This window comes from Streptomyces sp. BBFR25 (assembly GCF_044590125.1).
Lineage (GTDB): Bacteria > Actinomycetota > Actinomycetes > Streptomycetales > Streptomycetaceae > Streptomyces > Streptomyces canus_D.
In genome coordinates this window covers 283,524-299,844 of sequence record NZ_CP172447.1, presented here as the reverse complement: position 1 = coordinate 299,844, position 16,321 = coordinate 283,524, and the positions used below count along the sequence as shown (strand labels likewise).

Genomic DNA, 16,321 nt, shown 5'->3' with positions numbered 1-16,321 from the left:
CACATATCGCACAAACAGGGGTATATCTGTCACATCGGTCGGGCGAAGGCGGTCTTTAGGGACGAGAGTTCGCCCATACCGGACCGGCCCCGGAGCCGGTAGCCCGAGGAGTTCACGTGGCCAGCACATCGCAGGCACCCAGTTCAGGAGCCAGGACGGCTCATCCCGATCATCTCGGGCACGTCATCTTCATCGCGGCGGCGGCCGCGATGGGCGGTTTCCTGTTCGGTTACGACAGTTCCGTGATCAATGGCGCGGTCGAGGCGATCCGGCACCGCTACGACGTCGGTTCGGCGGTGCTGGCGCAGGTCATCGCGATCGCGCTGATCGGCTGTGCCATCGGTGCCGCGACCGCGGGCCGCATCGCCGACCGGATCGGCCGCATCCGGTGCATGCAGATCGCGGCGGTCCTGTTCACCGTGAGCGCCATCGGCTCCGCGCTGCCCTTCGCGCTGTGGGACCTGGCGATGTGGCGTGTCATCGGCGGCTTCGCCATCGGCATGGCCTCGGTGATCGGCCCCGCCTACATCGCCGAGGTGTCCCCGCCCGCCTACCGCGGCCGGCTCGGCTCCTTCCAGCAGGCCGCGATCGTCATCGGCATCGCCGTCTCCCAGCTGGTCAACTGGGGGCTGCTGAACGCCGCCGGTGGTGACCAGCGCGGTGAGCTGATGGGCCTGGAGGCCTGGCAGGTCATGCTCGGCGTCATGGTGATCCCGGCCGTCCTGTACGGCCTGCTGTCCTTCGCCATCCCGGAGTCCCCCCGCTTCCTGATCTCGGTCGGCAAGCACGAGAAGGCCAAGAAGATCCTCGAAGAGGTCGAGGGCAAGGAGGTCGACCTCGACGCCCGCATCGGCGAGATCGAGCACGCGATGCACCGCGAGGAGAAGGCCAGCTTCAAGGAGCTGCTCGGCGGCAGCTTCTTCTTCAAGCCGATCGTCTGGATCGGTATCGGCCTGTCGGTCTTCCAGCAGTTCGTCGGCATCAATGTCGCGTTCTACTACTCCTCGACGCTGTGGCAGTCGGTCGGCGTCGACCCCACCGACTCCTTCTTCTACTCGTTCACGACGTCGATCATCAACATCATCGGCACCGTGATCGCGATGATCTTCGTGGACCGCGTCGGCCGCAAGCCGCTCGCCCTGATCGGCTCCGTCGGCATGGTGATCGGACTGGCGCTGGAGGCCTGGGCCTTCTCCTTCGACCTGGTCGACGGCAAGCTCCCGGCCACCCAGGGCTGGGTCGCCCTGATCGCCGCCCACGTCTTCGTCCTCTTCTTCGCCCTGTCCTGGGGTGTGGTCGTCTGGGTCTTCCTCGGCGAGATGTTCCCCAACCGGCTGCGTGCCGCCGCCCTGGGCGTGGCCGCCTCCGCGCAGTGGATCGCCAACTGGGCCATCACCGCGAGCTTCCCGTCGCTGGCCGAGTGGAACCTCTCCGGCACCTACGTGATCTACACGGTCTTCGCCGCCCTCTCCATCCCCTTCGTCCTGAAGTTCGTGAAGGAGACCAAGGGCAAGGCCCTGGAGGAGATGGGCTGACCCGGCCTGCCCGGCATGTCACGCCTCTTCGTCGACCCAGCTCATGAGCTTGCGCAGCTCCTTGCCGGTGGTCTCCAGGAGGTGCTCGGAGTCCTGCTTCTTGTACTCGTTGTACTTCTTCAGACCGCCGTGGTACTCGTCCATCCAGTTCTTGGCGAAGGTGCCGTCCTGGATCTCGGCGAGGACCTTCTTCATCTCGGCCTTGGTGGCGTCGGTGATGATCCGCGGGCCGGTGACGTAGTCGCCCCACTCGGCGGTCTCGGAGATCGACCAGCGCATCTTCTCCAGGCCGCCCTCGTACATGAGGTCCACGATCAGCTTCAGCTCGTGCAGGCACTCGAAGTAGGCGATCTCCGGCTGGTAACCGGCCTCGGTCAGGGTCTCGAAGCCCGCCTTCACCAGCGCCGCGGTGCCACCGCACAGGACGGCCTGCTCGCCGAAGAGGTCGGTCTCGGTCTCCTCGGTGAAGGTCGTCTTGATGACGCCGGCGCGGGTGCCGCCGATGCCCTTCGCGTACGACAGGGCCAGCGCGAAGCCGTTGCCCGTGGCGTCCTGCTCGACGGCGGCGATGCAGGGGACGCCGCGGCCTTCCTCGTACTGACGGCGCACCAGGTGCCCCGGGCCCTTGGGGGCGACCATGCAGACGTCCACGCCGGCCGGCGGCTTGATGAAGCCGTAGCGGATGTTCAGGCCGTGGCCGAAGAACAGCGCGTCGCCGTCCTTCAGGTTGTCCTTGATGTCCTTCTCGTAGACCTCGGCCTGGATCGGGTCCGGGACGAGGATCATGATGACGTCGGCCTCGGCGGCGGCCTCGGACGGGCTCACCACGCGCAGGCCCTGCTCCTCGGCCTTGGCCTTGGACTTCGAGCCCTCGTGCAGACCGACGCGCACGTCGACACCGGAGTCGCGCAGCGACAGGGCGTGGGCGTGGCCCTGGCTGCCGTACCCGATGACCGCGACCTTGCGGCCCTGGATGATGGACAGGTCGGCGTCGGCGTCGTAGAACAGCTCAGCCATGAGGCACACCTTTCGAACAGCTCCCCGAGCGGGGGACGGAGGAACAGGCCCAGAGGGGCTCGGGCCAGAGATCGTGACCAGCGGAACGGGGCCGGGAACAAGGGCACGTCCACCCGCCGGCCGATGAGCATGACACTATCTCACCTGCACAGTGCATCGAAATGAGCAGGTGGCGTGCTGGAGACAGTGTGAACGCCCTGCGGAGTCCCGGGTCCGTGTCACATATGTCCGGCTTCGGCGGTCAGAGCAGCGACCCCAACGGCGTCCCCGTTCCGTCGGCTCCCGCGATGCCCGGCGGCCGGGGCGCCTTGCGCTACGACACCGAAATGAGCCCCCCCATGTCTCAGGACCAGACCGACACGCCCGACACCGCATCGGCGACCGGCATCGCGACGCTGGACGATCTGCGCAGGCACCTGCAATGGGCCATCGAGGTTGAGCACTCCACGCTGCCTCCGTATCTGACAGCCCTCTACTCGCTGGACGCGGAGCGGAACGCGGACGCCGTACAGCTCATCAGCGGTGTCTTCGTCGAGGAGATGATCCACCTCGCGCTGGCGGCCAACCTGCTCAACGCGGTCGGCGGCCGACCTGTCCTCGACGCTCCCCACATGCTGCCGCCCCACCCACGGACGATGCCGCACGCCGACCCGTCCATCGAGTTGTCCCTTCTGCCGTTCGGCCAGGAGGCGCTCAGGCTGTTTCTGCGCCTGGAACAGCCGGCTCACCCCGGCGACCCGGCCGAGGGGGATCACTACGAGACCATCGGCCAGTTCTACGACGCGATCGAGAGGGGCCTGCGGCACCTGTGCGCCGAACTGGGCGAGGACCAGGTCTTCGTCGGGGACCCGGCCCGTCAGGTCGCCGGCGGCCCCTTCGTCCACACGGCGGGGCGTCTCGCCCCGGTGACCGACCTCGGCTCTGCGCTCGCCGCCCTGGAGGAGATCGTCGAGCAGGGTGAAGGTGCCTCCCGTGCCGAGGTCTGGGACGGCGACAAGGACCTGTTCCACGCCGGGACCCAGGCGGTCTCCCACTACTACCGCTTCCAGGAACTCGCGCTGGGGCGGCGCTACCAGGCCGGTGACACGCCCGACTCCGGCCCCACCGGCGAGGCGGTGACCGTTGACGAGGCCGGCATCCGTCCTGTGCGGCCCAACCCGCGGTTGGCGGACCACCCCGAGGGCAGCGCGATCCGAGCCGCGCAGGAAGTGTTCAACCAGACCTACTGCAAGACACTCGAGATGCTGGAGCAGGCGTTCAACGGCAATCCGGCGATGCTGGGGATGTCCGTGGGCACCATGTACGCACTCAAGGCGCAGGCGCAGGGCCTGATGGCACTCCAAGACGACGACGGCCAGGCCGCAGGCCCGACGTTCGACTACGTCGCACCCGAGGACCGGTCCTAGCACTGCCCCCTGCTTCGCTACCGCCCGGATCGCCCTATGGTTCCCGGTGCGCCGCCCTCTTCTCGCCGACGGCGCTCGATGAGCCCGTCGTCCCACCCTCGACGAGCTTCCGCCACGACCGACCGGACGGCGGAGCCGGACCTGCCTGACCGACGCGCGACCGGGTACTGCTCGGTCGCGCGTCGGCGTGCGCGGGGTGCTGGACGGCTGGGACCGGGCCTACCGGCCTGCCAGCGGCAGTTCGGCCGCATCGTTCCCGTCGCCCTCGGGCACCAGGAGCACGGCGGTGCGCCCCGCGTGGACGACGGCGTCGCTCACCCGGGGGTCCCACAGGGCGCCGAACATGTCGCGGTGGTGCGGTGTCAGGACCAAGAGGTCCGCCTTCCACTCGGCCGCGGTTTCGGAGATCACACCGGCGATCTGAGTGGTGAGCGCATGGACCATGACTCCTTCGGCCGCGACCCCGCTCCGGCGCAGCATGCCAACCGCTTCGTCGAGCACGGACTCGGCTTCGGTGTCGTCCTCCAGGGGAACGACAGCGGCAAACGTGGCAGCGGACGCGGCGACGTGCAGCACCCGGACGCTGGCACCCGTCAGCCGGGCCACCGCGGCGGCCGAGCGAACGGTGGACAGACGGGTGGGGCTGGAATCGACGGCAACGAGTATGCGTTTGAACATGGGCTTCTTCCTCTTCGTCTACGACCGCGGAAGCGCGGCCGTGTGGGCGGTGCCACGGTCCTTCGCGGCGCTCCCGCCCCGTCAACGGTCGGCGAGTTCGTCCTCGACGACGCGGTCGCGGCCCGCCACGTATCCGACGGCCATCTGCGGTACGAGCAGCGCGCTCATCACGGCGATCGGCAGACCCCAGCCGCCACTGTGCTCGTAGAGCGTTCCGATGAGGATCGGTCCCGGGATCGCCAGCAGGTACCCCACGCTCTGTGCGAAGGCCGACAGTTGGGCCACGCCCGTGCTGGTCCTGGCCCGCAGACTCACCATCGTCAGCGCGAGGGGGAACGTGCAGTTGGCGACGCCCAGGATGAGGGCCCACACCCAGGCGCCGCCCACCGGGGCGAAGTACAGCCCGGCGTAACCGACGAGTCCCGCCACGCCCAGGACCAGGACGACCGGGCCCTGGTGCGGACGGCGTGCCGCCATCCGAGGAATGGCGAACGCGAGGGGGACACCCACAGCCATGGTGACGGCCAGCAGCAGCCCCGCGGTGCCGGCGGGCAGGCCCGCGTCGCGGTAGATCTGAGGCAGCCAGCCCATGGTGATGTAGGCACCGGTGGACTGGAGCCCCATGAAGACCGCGAGCGCCCAGGCCGTGCGGCTCCGTGACACGCGGGGTACCGGGTGGTCCGCCGCCCGCGCCCCGGCCGCCCGGTCGGGGTCGGAGAGCGCGGCCGTATCGCCCTTCCGGACGAAGGGCAGCCAGGGCAGGACGGCCGCCACGGCGAGGGCGCCCCAGACCGCGAGGCCGAGTCGCCAGTCACCTCCCAGGGCGCTCGTCACCGGCACGGTCACTCCGGCGGCGACGGCCGTGCCGAGCGAGAGGGCCATCGAGTAGAGACCGGTCATGGCGCCGACCCTGTCGGGGAAGTAGCGCTTGACGATGACCGGCATCAGGACGTTGCTGAGGGCGATGCCCATGAGGGCGAGGGCGCTCGCGGTCAGGAATCCGGACGCAGAACCGACCCAGGGACGCACGATCAGGCCCAGGGCGACGGCTGCCATGCCCAGAGCCACCACGCGGGCGGGGCCAAGGCGCCGGGCGAGCCGCGGAGCGGCGACACCGAACACGGAGAAGCACAGGGCGGGGACGGAGGTGAGCACACCGGCGACGGCCGCGCTCATGTGGAGCCCGTGCCGCACTTCCTCCAGCAGCGGGCCGAGGCTGGTGACGGCGGGCCGCAGGTTGCATGCGGTCAGGACCAGTCCGGCGACGAGCAGGCGCTCTCTCCATCGTCCGGAGCGGCCCGTGGCGCGATCCTCGGGGAGGGGCGTGGACGTGTCGATGCCGTCGCGGTCGCCGAGACCGCGCACTTGTTCTTCCTCACTGCGCATGACCAGCATCGTAGAATGATGGGATGTTTCATGGCGCCTCTCAGTCACACTGTGAGGTGTGATGTTGCTCATGGAATGATGGGATGTTCCCACTTCGGTGCACTATCCGGCCGCGTGCGCGGCCGCTGACGGGTTACGACGGGCCGTCACGCGATCACACTGTCCACGGACAGGCACACTGGTAATACAGTGTGTTGTGTGAACTGGTCGCCGGCATCCCGCGGCCGGTCACCCAGTCATCTCCCGAAGGGAATCACCATGCGCACCACGTTGCGTGCAGCAGCCGTAGGAACCGCACTCGTCGGACTCTCACTGACCCCGGGCATCGCCCAGGCCACGCCCGGAGGGCCCGGCGTCAGCGGCACGATCCTGGCGCAGTGGACCGAGGGCGGCCGGGACTACGTACTCCGTGAGATCACCATCCCCGCCGGTCAGGCAACCGGATGGCACTACCACGACGGCACCCTGCTCGCCTACGTCAAGCAGGGCACACTCAGCCACTTCGACAGCAACTGCGCCTCGGACGGCGTATACAAGAAGGGCAGCTTCCTGAAGGAGCCCGCGGGCGCGGACCACGTGCACATCGGCGAGAACCGCGGTGCGGACGACGTCGTCCTGGACGTCCTGTACGTACTGCCGCACGGCGCGCCTCTGTCCGAGGACGCTCCCGCGCCGGGCTGCGACCTGCCCAAGTAGGCTCCCGGCCACGGAAGCAAACTCTTCCGCGAACCAACCATGTTGACGACCGACGGACGATGGTGACCGGTGTGTGTTCCATCCGCTCCAAAGTCAACAATCTTCGAAGAAGCGGTAAGATTTAGGCCATGAACGCACGGCTTGCGTTGCTCGGCACCGTGGGGCCAGGTACTACGGAGAGCGAGATCTTCAGGCTGGCGCTCCAGCACGTCGTGGGTGAGCTGGGCGGCCTGGGGGGAATGATCCATCTCCGCGGCCCCATGTCCGCGCTGCGGCTGGTTTCGGCCGTGGGTCTGCCGTCGGTCGTCACGCTTCCCTGGGAGATCATCGACCAGGAGGGCACACTGGCCCCCGCCCGCGCCCTTTACGAGGGCAGCGGCGTCTGGTCGCCCGCCGGAGCCGAGGCCCCCATGACGACGGAGGGGCCGGTTCAGGGCAGTGGCCTGGCCGCCGTTCCGCTGTCCGGCGGGGCTCGCAGCGTAGGAGCGCTCTCCGTCGTCATGAGCGACGGTGGAGCGCCCACGCCGCAGCAGTGGGAATTCCTGAGGGCCGTGTCCGCCTGGACCGAGGAGCGCATGGCCCAGGCGCCGCCGACCGCCGGGCCGGCGCACGCCGAGGTGAGCGGTGAGCGGCTGCGTCACGCGCTTCACGAGGTCAGCGTCGGCTCATGGGAATGGGACATCCGTACCGGGCGTATCAGCTGGGACGCGGCGGCTCTGGAAGTGTTCGGCACCAGAGCCGCGGACTTCGTCGGGAAGGTCGAGAACTGGATGAAGAACATTCATCCAGACGACCTGGCACCGACGCTCAGCACAGCGGAGCGCGCGATCCGGGACCACACGGTGTACGAGGCGGAGTACCGCGTCCGCCGCCTGGACGGCACTTATGGCTGGGTCCGGGCGCGCGGCAGGGCGACGTACGACGAGCACGGTGAACCCGTCCGGTTGGTCGGCGTCGCCTGGGAGAACGAAGAGTCCCGGTCCGCGCGTGACGCGCTCAGCCGCGCCCTGCGCCACATGAGCGACGGGTTTCTGGCGTTCGACGACGAGTGGCGGATCGTCTTCGCCAATCGCGAAGCGGAGCGCGTGCTGGGCTCCTCGGAGGACGAACTGCTCGGCCGGGTCCCGTGGGCCCTGGCCGCGACGCAACGGATACCGGAAATGGAGAGCCGGCTCCGCAGCGCCGTCGCCGCGGAAGAGCCGGTCAGTTTCGACGTGCGCATGCCCGAGGATCGCCGGTATCACCTGCGCCTTGTCCCCGGGCCGGGCGGCCGGACGCTCTACATCACCGACGTCACGCAGAAGCGGCGCCTCCAGGAGGAGCGGCGGGCCGCCGAGCGCGCCGCGTCCGAGCGTGCCGCACATGTCGCGAAGCTGACCGCCGCGCTCGCCAAGGCCACGACCTCGCGCGACGTCGTGGACGCCCTCGCCCCACGCGTGCTGGCACCGTTCGCGGCCGTAGGGCTGCTGGTGCAGACGGTGGAAGGCGAGTCACTCCACACGGTGGGCGCGGTCGGCTACGACGAGGGATTCCCCAGCAGTGCCGAGGGCCGGTCCCGGGCATCCCGCGGTCCGCGCTGGGACGTCATAGCGTCCGGTACTCCCCTCTTCCTGTCCTCCGTGGGGGAACTCGTCGCACACTCGCCGGACGCCCCCGAGCTGCCGGTGCGCCCGGGCCACGAGTCCTGGGCGTTCCTGCCGCTGACGGCGTCGGGTGTCACGTTCGGCGTCTGCGTCCTGTCCTTCGACCGTCCTCGGCTTCTCACCGACGACGAACGCACCCTGCTGACCACCATCACCGCGCTCGTAGCCCAGTCCCTGGAACGGGCGAGGCTCTACGACGCCGAGCACACCCGCTCCCGCGAACTCCAGCGCGGGCTGCTCCCACGAGATCTGCCCTTCGTCTCGGCGTGCACCGCGGCGGCCCGTTACCTCCCTGCGGGACAGGGCATGGACGTGGGGGGCGATTGGTACGACATCATTCCGCTCTCGGGGGGCCAAGTCGCCCTCGTGGTGGGCGATGTGATGGGGCACGGCCTGCCGGAGGCGGCGACGATGGGGCGACTGCGTACCGCGGTCCATACCCTCGCCGACCTCGAACTGCCCCCCGACGAGATCATGAGCCATCTCAACGACATCGTGGGTGGCATGGACGAGGAGTCGTACGTCACCTGCCTGTACGCGCTCTACGACCCGACCACACGCGTCTGTTCCATCGCGCGTGCGGGCCATCCGCCACCCGCGCTCGTTCTGCCGGACGGCAGTGTCCAGTTCCCCGAGCTGGCACCCGACCCGCCCCTCGGAGCGGCAGAACCACCGTTCGAAACGGTGGAGTTGACCGTACCGGCGGGCAGCCTCCTCGTGCTCTACACGGACGGGCTGGTGGAGTCGTCCGCCCGCGAGATGGACCAGGGCATGCAGGCACTCTCCGGTCTCCTGACCACCGCGTACAGTGCCGCGGCGGGTGAGGGCGGTGCGAGCTTCGACCTGGAACATCTCTGCGACACCCTGACGGCCGGTCTGCTCCCCGCCGACCAACAAGCAGCCGACGACGCGGCCCTGCTCGTCGCCCGTCTGCACGCCACGCCCGAAGAGAAGATGGCCCGGTGGTCGCTCGGCGACGACCCCAAGGCCGCCGGTCTGGCACGACAACACGTCCGTGAGCAACTCGCCGTATGGGGGATGGACCACTTGATCCCCACCACCGAGCTTCTCGTCAGCGAACTCGTGGGCAACGTCGTCCGTCACGCCAAGGGCCCCATCGGCCTGCGCCTTCTGTACGACACGGAGTTGATCTGCGAGGTGTACGACGGCAGCCTGACCATGCCGCGCATTCGACGGGCGACGGACACCGATGAGGGAGGCCGCGGACTGCAACTGATCACGGCCCTCTCCCGGCGCTGGGGAACGCGCTACACCACCACGGGAAAGTGCATCTGGACCGAGCAGGATCTCGTCGGCGCCGAGGGGCGCCGCGAGGACCCCTCCGAAGCCCTGGGCCTGATGTTCCCGGCCGTCGAAGAGTTCACCGGGGATCTGGACGCGCTGCCCTTCGGGGACGGGGAGCCGTGACGGGACGCCTGCCGTGCCGAGGGTGGGGCGCGATCGGGCCAGCCCTGGACCCGGGGTCGCGGCAGCTCGCTCGACGAGCCCTTCGCGAAGGCGCGCCCGGGGGCGTTCCGGAGCGGCGCCCGGCGGGCGGTCAGGCGCCGATGCCGTACCAGCGGGCGGCCGTGGTCCCGAAGACCGCCTCGCGTTCCGCCGTGCCGAGACCCGCGGTGAGGGTCTCGGCGAGCGTGAGCACGTCGTCGTACCCGGCCGCCAGCAGGCACACCGGCCAGTCCGAGCCGTACATGAGACGCTGCGGCCCCAGGGCCGAGAGCAGCACGTCGGTGAACGGGCGCAGCGCGTGGACCGGATCCCCGGCGGTGCGGGTCACCAGACCGGACAGTTTGACGGCGACGTTGGGGCAGGCCGCCAGAACGGCCATGTGCCCCGCCCAGAGGGCGAACGCGTCCGGGTCGATCACCGGGTTGCCCGCGTGGTCCAGGACGAAGCGGACCTCGGGCAGTTCCCGTGCCGTGCGTACCGCGGCCGGCAGTTGGCCCGGGTGGACGAGCAGGTCGTGGACGAGGCCCGCGTCGGCGGCCGCACGGAGACCGCGACGGACCTCGGACCGCGCGAGCCAGTCCGGGTCCGCCTCGTCCGTCACGGGGTGACGCAGGCCCACCAGGGTCCGGCCGCCGGGACCCTCGCGCAGCGCGGCGAGACGGTCGGCGACGGCCGGATCGGTGAGGTCGGCCCAGCCGACGACCCCCCTCATGTGCGGGTCCCCGGCGGCCAGGGCCAGCAGTTCCGCCGTCTCCTCGGCCACGGCACACGTCTGCACCACGACGGTGGCGTCGATCGCGTTCCGCAGCAGGGCCGGGCGCAGGTCGTCGGCCGTGTAGGTGCGGTACAGGACCGGACTGCCGTGGGTCCACGGCAGGTCGCGGACGGCCAGGTCCCACACGTGGTGATGGGCGTCGACGCGCACGGAGCCGGCTCACCCCTCCTTGCGCAGCCGCAGGCCGTCCATGCCGCCGTCCACGGCCAGGCACGTGCCCGTGGTGGACCCGGCGGCAGGCGAGGCGAGATAGGCGATCGCGGCGGCGACCTCGTCGGCGGCGACCAGGCGGCCGTGCGGCTGCCGGGCCGCCAGGGCGGTGTACTCGGCGGCGGGATCGGCGGCCCGGTCCAGCAGCCGGCCGATCCAAGGCGTGTCCGCCGTACCGGGGTTGACCGCGTTGACCCGGATTCCTTCCGGCAGCAGGTCGGCGGCCATGGCCCGGGTCATCGCCACCACGGCGCCCTTGCCGGCCGAGTACAGCACCCGTTGGGGCAGCCCGGCGGTGGCCGCGATGGAGCCGACGTTGACGACCGCCGCGTGGACGGAGGCCCGCAGGGCGGGCAGCGCGGCCCGGGTGACCCGGACCATGCCGACGACGTTGGTGTCCAGGACGCGGTGCCACTCCTCGTCGGAGTTGTCCTCGACGCCGCCCTGCGCCCCGATCCCCGCGTTGTTGACCACGATGTCGAGTCCGCCGAGCCGGGAGACCGCCGCGTCGACGGCGGCCACCACCGAGGCGTCGTCGCGGATGTCCGCGCGCAGGGCAGCCGCGAAGGAGGAGGGCTCCGGTTCGGACAGGTCCAGGACGGCCACGCGGGCGCCCTGGGCGGTGAGCAGCCGGGCGGTGGCCAGGCCGATCCCGGAGGCACCGCCGGTGACCAGCGCGGTGAGTCCGGCGAAAGGCACCGCGCCGGGTAGTGCGGAACCGTTCGTTGTCATATGTGCTCTCTCCCCATGGTCGTCGGTCCTGGTCCTGTGTTTGCCCGTGGGCCGGTGCCCCCTGTCACGGCACCGGGACGGCCGGGTCCAGCAGGTGCGCCTCGCGCAGCTCCGCCCACATCGCGGCCGGGATCGGGTGACCGGCCAGTTCGAGATTGCCCGTCACCTCATGCGGCGACGCGGCGCCCACGACGACGGACACCACGGCCGGATGTCCGAACGGGAACTGCTGGGCCGCGGCCCGCAACGGCACACCGTGCCGCGCGCAGACGTCGTCGAGCGCCAGAGCCCGCCGCAGCACGTCGTCCGGTACGGGGTAGTAGTGGTACGGCGCGCCGGGCCGGGGGTCCGCCAGCAGCCCGGAGTTGAACACGCCACCGGCGATCACCCCGACGCCCCGTTCGGCGCACAGGGGCAGCAGGTCGGCCAGCGCGGGCTGCTCCAGCAGTGTGTAGCGGCCCGCGATCAGCACCACGTCCAGGTCGGTGCGGCGCACCAGCTCCGCCAGCGGCGCGCTGTGGTTCATCCCGGCGCCCACGGCGCCGACGACTCCTTCGTCCCGCAGGCGCAGCAGCGTGGGCACGGCGTGCCGTACCGCCTCGTCGAGATGGTCCTCGGGGTCATGCACGTGCACGATGTCGAACCGGTCGACACCGAGACGTTCCATGCTGCCTTCGAGGCTGCGCAGGACATCGTCGCGGCCGAACGCGTGCCGGGGCTCGGTGCCTTCGGCGATCTGCCAGCCGACCTTGGTGGACAGCTGGAACCGGGCGCGGTCCACGGTGGCCAGCGCCCTGCCGACCCGTCGCTCGGACAGGCCGTCGCCGTACAGCGGAGCCGTGTCGATCAGCGTGGCCCCGCCGTCGACGGCGGCGTGGACGGTGGCCGCGGCGACGTCGGGATCCACCTCGCGGTACAGATTGCCGATCGGGGCGCAGCCGAGGCCGAAGCGGGGCAGCGCGAGCCGGCGACCGGTGCGCGGGGTCACTTCTTCGAGGCGCGCCACTGCTCGTACTCCTCCCTGCTGTCGGGGCTCAGGGGGTAGTAGTCCGACAGCCGCGCGCCCTGGTCGATGCGCATCCGGCTGAACTCCTCCCACTGCTCGTGGTCAAGGGCGCTGTCGACGATCTCCTGGGCCTTGGACACCGGGACCACCACGGCGCCGTCGTCGTCGGCGACGACGAGGTCGCCGGGCAGGGTGAGGACACCGCCGGCCGCCACGGGCACGTCGTAGGCCCAGGGGAACAGCTCGGACTGGGAGGCGTAGTGCGGGGTGGTGCCGGTGCACCAGATCGGGACGCCGAGTTCGCGGACACGGGGCGCGTCCCGGATGCGCCCGTCGACGACGATGCCGGCGCCGCCCTTGCGCTTGAAGTAACGCACGAGCATGTCGCCGAAGCAGCCGGTGAAGGCGCTGCCGTAGGCCTGGACGACGAGGACGTCGCCGGGCTGGACCTCTTCGAGGACCGCCCACAGGGCCGTGCTGCGCTCGACGTACTCCTGGGCCAGGCCGCTGGCCACGTCCTCGCGCTGCGGCATGAACTGGAGGGTGCGGGCCGGACCCGTGATCTTGTTGCCGAGTTCCAGGGCGGTGGGGCCGGACAGGTAGCTGCGGCGGATGCCGAGTTCGTGGAGCTTGGCGCAGGCGGTGGCGGAGCTGACCCGGTTCAGGCTGCTCACCAGCTCGCCGTCGGGGCGGTCCCAGGGGCCACCGTGCACGGGCAGGTCCCACACGGGCCTGGCGTCAGCCGCGGCGCCGTCGGCCTCGTGGCCCGCGGGACGGGGGAGTGACATGCTCATCGGGTTCTCCGGAAGGTCGTGGGGGATGTGTGGTGGGCGAAGGGGCGGGCGTTGAGCCGCATGTCCAGCCGGAGCCGGATGCGGCGCCCCGGGGGCAGGACGATGTGGACGGCGTTGTCGTGGACCGGCGCAGAGTGCTCGGTCTCGGGGCCGGTCGGCAGGTGGTAGTCGTGGGAGTCGCCGGGATAGTGCTCGCCGCCGCCGGTCCAGTGGGCCTCGGTGATCAGGTGCTCGCCGAAGCCCCCCGCGAGCAGCCGTAGCCGGCGTGTGTGCACCGTACTGAGGTTGACCAACTGCACGGTGGTGCCGCAGGCGTCGAGGTGTTCGACGAGGGCGGCGACGTCCCAGGGGAGCCCGGGGCGGGCGGCGTCCAGGTCGTCGTAGCGCACCCGGGCGAGCGGCAGGCCGCCGTTGTAGAGGGTCTGCGGTGCTCCGGTCGTCAGCTGGGTGAGCACCTCGGTGACCACCGGGTTCACCCGCTGCCACTTGTGCAGGTCGAGGTCGTCGGTGTCGGCGTCCTCGGCCGTCATCAGGGCGGTGCGGTGGGCGACCTGCGCGAGGGCCATGCGCAGGGCCCGCTCGGGGTAGTCGGGGTTGTCGCCGTCGAGATAGGCGAGCCACGGCGCCTCGTGCCCGGCCTCCTCCTTGTCGCGAAAGGCGTGCACCTCCCGCCAGTCGTAGCCGGAGTGCTCGCGGACCTGGTCCAGACGGGCGCGGTCCTCGTCGCGCATGCCGAACCACCACAGCCAGGTCCAGTAGGCGACCTGGGCGGGTTGGTGGTCGAACCATCCCTCCGGGCCGACCCGGGTCGGCAGCGCGTTGACGGTCCTTCCCTCACCCAGGCCGAGGGCGTGGGCCCAGCCGGGGCGGCGGGTCGCGCCGGTGTCGTACGGCATGGCGGTGCGACGCTGCTCCCAGACCTGGTCCAGGGGCCGCCGGGCGAGGTCCAGCCGGGCGTCGGCGCGGCCGAGCATGCCGGCACTGATGGCTCCGACCAGCGTCGCCGCGCCGATCGAGTGCACGCCGTGCGGCCAGGTCCAGCCGTAGTGTCCGCCGTACCAGCGGCCCCCGTGGTCCTCACCGACCTCGCCGGAGGGTCCGACGTTGTCGGGCATGGCGCCGGCGGCGGCCGCGCGTTCCCGCCAGGCGTCCACGTATTCCAGGACCCAGTCCGCCAGGCGCGGGTCGTGGTCGTACAACCAGGCGTTGACGACGAGCGCCGTGGCCGCCAGGTCGACGGCGGTGTCGCCGCGGCCGAGCCGGTCGCGCATCGCGTGGCCCATCCGCACGGCGTTGTCCTCGTCGGCCAGGTCGTCCCAGGACGTGATGCCGGGGATGTCGCGCAGGGGCAGCCCGTAGGGGCGCATGCCCCGCTGCTCGTGCCCGAACCGGTCGTCCCACTGGGGGCCGAGGCCGGTCCGGGGGCCGTCCGACCCGTTGTGCGGGGCGCGCAGGGCCCTGGTGGCGGGGTCGTAGTTGCCGGTCGCGCTGTCCGGGAGGTACTGCTCGGCGAAGCGCCGGGCCCGGCCGCGGAAGCGCTGGTCGGCAGGGTCGGCGGCGCAGATGCCGTAGAACATCAGCAGGGCCTCGCCCTGATGGAACCAGTCGTAGCCGCGCTCGAACTCGTTCCGGTACAGGCCCAGTTCGGTCAGTTGTGCGGTGACCCCTTCCCAGTGGCGCTTGACCGCGGGCAGCAGGTCGTCGGCTCCGCCCAGGCGGTAGAGGGCGGGCCAGTTGAAGAACGCCTCGTAGAAGTCGTCGGCGCCGTCCCGGTCGGGGATGGTGCCGGAGAAGCGCAGCCGGCCGTCGGGTTCGGTGTATCGGTCGCTGAACAGCCGCCAGGCTCCGTCGAGTTCGTCGAAGAGGTGGCGTTGCAGCACGGCCCAGGCGGGCGGCGGCCCGGTGGGCAGGGTGGCGGTGATCTCGGTGGGGCGGGTTTCGGGGGGCGTGCCGCCGGACGGCGAAGTCCCGACGGACCTCTCCCCGGTGGCGGGTATGCCGTGTCGTGCGTTCATGTCAGCCCTTCAGGGCGCCGGAGGTCAGGCCGCTGATGATGTGCCGCTGCATGATCGCGAAGAAGGCGAGTGCCGGCGCGACGGCGAGGAGCAGGTTGGGGAAGACCACGGCGTAGTGCGTCGAGTACTTGCCGACCGCGGCGTACACCCCGGTGGTGACGGTGTAGAGGCCGCTGCCGGGTCCGAGGATGATCTGGGGGTTGGCGAAGTCGTTCCACACGCTGAGACTGTGCAGGATCACCGCGGTGGCCACCATGGGCCGCATCAACGGCAGCACGACGAGCTGGAAGGTCCGCAGTCGTCCCAGGCCGTCCACGGACGCGGCCTGGTCCAGTTCCCTGGGGATGGTCCGGATGTAGGCGCTGTACAGGAACACCGACACGGGCAGGGTCAGCGCCGTCTCGAAGAGCACGAAGCCGGGGATGGTGCCCATCAGTCCGAGGTACTTGAGGACGTAGACGACCGGGATCAGCAGAACCTGGCTGGGGACGAACGTACCGGCGACGAAGAGCAGCAGCAGTGCCGTGTGCCACCGGGTGGTGCCACGGGCGATCACGTACGACACCGGGGCGGACACCAGCAGGGACAGGACGTTGACGAGCAGTACGAACAGCAGGGTGATCCCGTAGGCCCGTACGACGTCGAAGTCCGGGTTGGAGAGCGCGTCGCGCAGCGGCCGCAGGCTCAGCCGGTTCAGCGGCAGACCGAACGGGGATTCGCGGATGTCCTGCTCCGACTTGAAGGCGTTGACGACCAGCAGCCACAGCGGGATCACCATGAACGAGGCGGACACGAGGAGCAGGGGCAGCCGCCACAGCGAGCTTCCCGGTACGGTGCCGCGGTCGCGGCGTCGCGGCCGTGAGGTGGGTGCCGGGCGCGGCGGTCCCTTGTCCGGAGCAGCGGCGGGGGCCACCGGGCCGAGGACGGCCCGGCGCGGGCTGGTGGTGGGTTCGGTGGGCAT

13 protein-coding genes are annotated in these 16,321 nt (G+C 70.6%); 4 read left to right on the top strand and 9 right to left on the bottom strand.

Annotated features, from left to right (window positions below; all coding sequences use genetic code 11):
- Window positions 1-116: 116 nt before the first annotated feature.
- Window positions 117-1,535, top strand: coding sequence for a sugar porter family MFS transporter (locus ACGH52_RS01175; protein ID WP_121702583.1), 1,419 nt, complete (start codon window positions 117-119; stop codon window positions 1,533-1,535).
- Window positions 1,536-1,553: 18 nt separating this feature from the next.
- Here the strand turns inward: ACGH52_RS01175 and ilvC are convergent, their stop codons facing one another.
- A complete protein-coding gene (gene ilvC / locus ACGH52_RS01170; RefSeq protein WP_007444763.1) occupies window positions 1,554-2,552 on the bottom strand; it encodes a ketol-acid reductoisomerase in 999 nt (332 codons plus the stop codon).
- Window positions 2,553-2,890: 338 nt separating this feature from the next.
- Between ilvC and ACGH52_RS01165 the strand changes: the two genes are divergently transcribed.
- A complete protein-coding gene (locus ACGH52_RS01165) occupies window positions 2,891-3,958 on the top strand; it encodes a ferritin-like protein (protein ID WP_399936861.1) in 1,068 nt (355 codons plus the stop codon).
- Between the two features lie 219 nt (window positions 3,959-4,177).
- Here the strand turns inward: ACGH52_RS01165 and ACGH52_RS01160 are convergent, their stop codons facing one another.
- Together ACGH52_RS01160 and ACGH52_RS01155 are read right to left on the bottom strand one after the other, a co-directional pair.
- Window positions 4,178-4,636: a universal stress protein gene (locus ACGH52_RS01160; protein WP_399936860.1), complete on the bottom strand. Its 459-nt coding sequence runs from the start codon at window positions 4,634-4,636 to the stop codon at window positions 4,178-4,180.
- An 81-nt stretch (window positions 4,637-4,717) separates the two neighbouring features.
- A complete protein-coding gene (locus tag ACGH52_RS01155) occupies window positions 4,718-6,022 on the bottom strand; it encodes a CynX/NimT family MFS transporter (protein WP_399936858.1) in 1,305 nt (434 codons plus the stop codon).
- A 258-nt stretch (window positions 6,023-6,280) separates the two neighbouring features.
- On the opposite strand from ACGH52_RS01155, the gene ACGH52_RS01150 reads away from it, so the two are divergent.
- Together ACGH52_RS01150 and ACGH52_RS01145 are read left to right on the top strand one after the other, a co-directional pair.
- The gene (locus ACGH52_RS01150) at window positions 6,281-6,718 is read left to right on the top strand and encodes a cupin domain-containing protein (protein WP_399936856.1); all 438 of its coding nucleotides are present in this window, start codon (window positions 6,281-6,283) and stop codon (window positions 6,716-6,718) included.
- A gap of 128 nt (window positions 6,719-6,846) precedes the next feature.
- Window positions 6,847-9,789 carry a SpoIIE family protein phosphatase gene (locus ACGH52_RS01145; protein ID WP_399936854.1) on the top strand — a complete coding sequence of 981 codons (2,943 nt, stop codon included), beginning with the start codon at window positions 6,847-6,849 and terminating at the stop codon, window positions 9,787-9,789.
- A gap of 130 nt (window positions 9,790-9,919) precedes the next feature.
- Here the strand turns inward: ACGH52_RS01145 and ACGH52_RS01140 are convergent, their stop codons facing one another.
- The 6 genes from ACGH52_RS01140 to ACGH52_RS01115 all read right to left on the bottom strand — a co-directional run bounded on the left by ACGH52_RS01140 (window position 9,920) and on the right by ACGH52_RS01115 (window position 16,321).
- A complete protein-coding gene (locus ACGH52_RS01140) occupies window positions 9,920-10,753 on the bottom strand; it encodes an amidohydrolase family protein (RefSeq protein ID WP_399936852.1) in 834 nt (277 codons plus the stop codon).
- A 9-nt stretch (window positions 10,754-10,762) separates the two neighbouring features.
- Entirely contained in the window at window positions 10,763-11,545 is a 783-nt protein-coding gene (locus ACGH52_RS01135) for an SDR family NAD(P)-dependent oxidoreductase (protein ID WP_399936850.1), read from the bottom strand.
- 64 nt (window positions 11,546-11,609) lie between these two features.
- Window positions 11,610-12,551: an aldo/keto reductase gene (locus ACGH52_RS01130; protein ID WP_399936848.1), complete on the bottom strand. Its 942-nt coding sequence runs from the start codon at window positions 12,549-12,551 to the stop codon at window positions 11,610-11,612.
- Entirely contained in the window at window positions 12,530-13,345 is an 816-nt protein-coding gene (locus ACGH52_RS01125; protein WP_399936847.1) for a ribonuclease activity regulator RraA, read from the bottom strand. Before ACGH52_RS01125 ends, ACGH52_RS01130 begins: the two co-directional genes overlap by 22 nt.
- Entirely contained in the window at window positions 13,342-15,360 is a 2,019-nt protein-coding gene (locus ACGH52_RS01120) for a hypothetical protein (protein WP_399936846.1), read from the bottom strand. Before ACGH52_RS01120 ends, ACGH52_RS01125 begins: the two co-directional genes overlap by 4 nt.
- Before the next feature lies 1 nt (window position 15,361).
- Entirely contained in the window at window positions 15,362-16,321 is a 960-nt protein-coding gene (locus tag ACGH52_RS01115; RefSeq protein WP_399936844.1) for a carbohydrate ABC transporter permease, read from the bottom strand.